Raw genomic sequence first — 2,240 nt, 5'->3', positions numbered from 1 at the left:
CCCGCCACACACAATAATTTGGTCGAGTTTTTTTATGTGTTTGATTATCGGTTTTATGTTGAATCCTAATAATTGAGTCATCACATAAAATGATTGGTTGTAGGTCTTTAAAAAAAGACCTTCTCTCAAAAAATGAATCGGATTTTCACTTAATGCTAATCTTTGTTCTATTTCCATTGCATGACCTTCTTTATTTGGTTGCCCTTGTGCCACCGCCATCGACACTTTCAGCGTCGGCGGCGGGGGGCGGCGCTATTGTGGCTTTGCCACAACGGCGCAACCCTAAGGGAAACGCCCCAACTTACGCGGGGGCTTTGTTCTTTGTTATATTATCCTCTCAAGCACCATAACCACCCCCGCGTCCTAAGGATTAAGAACTAAACGCTAAGAACTAAGGTGCGGTGCAAACAGCGAAAGGACTGTAGGAACCGCTGCCGACGGCGCCGTAGGTCGAGTAGACACGGAACTGGTAGAAACCTGAAGCGTCGCTCGTCCAGTAGAGGCCGCCGACGAAGCCCGCATCAGCGTAGCCGCCCATGCTGCCCCACTCCGTGAAAAATCCTGCTCCTATGTGACGCATGTAAGCATTAACTGATGAACGAGGGGCTGCGCCTAAATAGTCATAGTTTGAATTGGTTAAATCCCTTACCCGTGGCATTCGATAACCCAAACGATTACACCATGCTAATTGGTCACTATAATCTTTCTTTACACTCCCCCGATTGACGAACCACTGCCTTAACACAAATCCATACCTCACCTCATTACCATTACTATCCCTACCCACCAACTCGAAGGTCTGTGGCAAAGATGGACGTGTAAGTGAACCAGGATTACTTGAGCTTATCTGACTACTACTTGCCCTAGGACCTGTTAATGTTACCCGTGTTACATTTTTGGATTTATCTGTAATCCATATATCACCTTGGTTCGGCAACCTCCAACTCACCGTTATCCCTAGACTACCACTTGTGTTAACTGCCCAACTCAACTGACTTGCGTCTATCCCTCCTATGTCCAAATCAAAATACAATCCATCTGCACCTGTAGTAGGAAAGTTTCTGCTGTAAGATGATGGGTTTGTTGACTGAACTAAAAAGCCCTTAGTAGGACTCCATATGTTAGATGGGCCTGCGGAGCTGGTTGAGCCAAAGTTTAGATTCGGCCTGACCGAACAAATAACCGGCTGTGACGGCAAAGTGATATAATAAACCGCTGTGCCTCCGTAAAAACGACTACTATTTGGCACTCCATACTGTGTAGTTAAACTTCCCCCTGTACTATCTAAAGTGACCTTATAAGGCGCTTTACATATATCTAATGTATCACTACGATTAACCGTGCTACCGTTTTTATCCTTTATTGCTAACGATATACTCCCTGTTGCAGTAACACCATTTGTACCCTGTCCATCCCCATCATCATCTCCCCACTTCCCTTGGCTGATTAGACTATTTAAACTAATAGATGTTGCACCCGATGGCAATACCGTATGAATATCATTAAATGTATAATTTCCACTTGGTAACCTTATCGGATTTGTAACACTTGATGTGTTTGTTGACTGAGTGATACGTCTTCCATCAGGCAACTCGATTGCCAAAAAAGTGTCTGTATTAGTTGCCTTTGTCCGCCCACCATCAAACGTTAAATACGGCCCACTACCGTGAATAGTATTGGTTGTATTTACCGTTAACGCCTCTGTATCCTGCGTATATGACAATAACAACAACGGTGCGAAGAATAGTGCCGATTTTGATAACAATGGTGATTTAAATAGTAACGGCGGTTTGGATAACAATGGCGGTTTTAATAACCACTTGGATATCGACGATAATTTTGCCGAATATATGACCGATGATGTGACCGAAGATGTTGTCGAAGAATCCGCCGACAGCATCGCCAGTAAAGACCCCGATGACGGCGTCGATTTCGCTACGCGAAATGACTTCGATGATGAAAATAACTGTGGCGACCTACTTTGGCTACCGTGCGAATCAATAAGATTTAGGGCATAGGTTTGGCATGCCAGATGCCAGATGCCAACCATGGTAATGCATTTTTATTTCCTTGTCAAGTAATTTATTGTTTTTTATGAACTTTTATATCCATTTGCCTGATTTTTGAGCGATTCCTTGCCTGTATAAGCTCAAAAATTATAACTTGATGATGAATAATGCGCCACTTTTTTTGTTGGTTTATTGTAAAGATTTGTTAGCGGGTTAAGTGCGTTGCTTTGG

The 2,240-nt window shown here is 43.5% G+C and carries 3 protein-coding genes; 1 reads left to right on the top strand and 2 read right to left on the bottom strand.

Annotated features, from left to right (window positions below; genetic code table 11):
* On the bottom strand, positions 1-219 hold a 219-nt coding region (locus A9G31_RS01165; protein WP_141671332.1), incomplete at its 3' end, for a hypothetical protein.
* Between the two features lie 172 nt (positions 220-391).
* The gene (locus tag A9G31_RS01160; RefSeq protein WP_065560070.1) at positions 392-1,603 is read right to left on the bottom strand and encodes a hypothetical protein; all 1,212 of its coding nucleotides are present in this window, start codon (positions 1,601-1,603) and stop codon (positions 392-394) included.
* Positions 1,604-1,676: 73 nt separating this feature from the next.
* Between A9G31_RS01160 and A9G31_RS01155 the strand changes: the two genes are divergently transcribed.
* Positions 1,677-2,018 (top strand): hypothetical protein, encoded by a 342-nt coding sequence (locus tag A9G31_RS01155; protein ID WP_065560069.1) that lies wholly within the window; start codon positions 1,677-1,679, stop codon positions 2,016-2,018.
* Positions 2,019-2,240 lie beyond the last annotated feature (222 nt).

Source organism: Gilliamella sp. Gris1-4 (assembly GCF_001690335.1).
GTDB lineage: Bacteria > Pseudomonadota > Gammaproteobacteria > Enterobacterales > Orbaceae > Gilliamella > Gilliamella apicola_P.
This window is presented reverse-complemented; position numbering and strand designations above follow the sequence as displayed.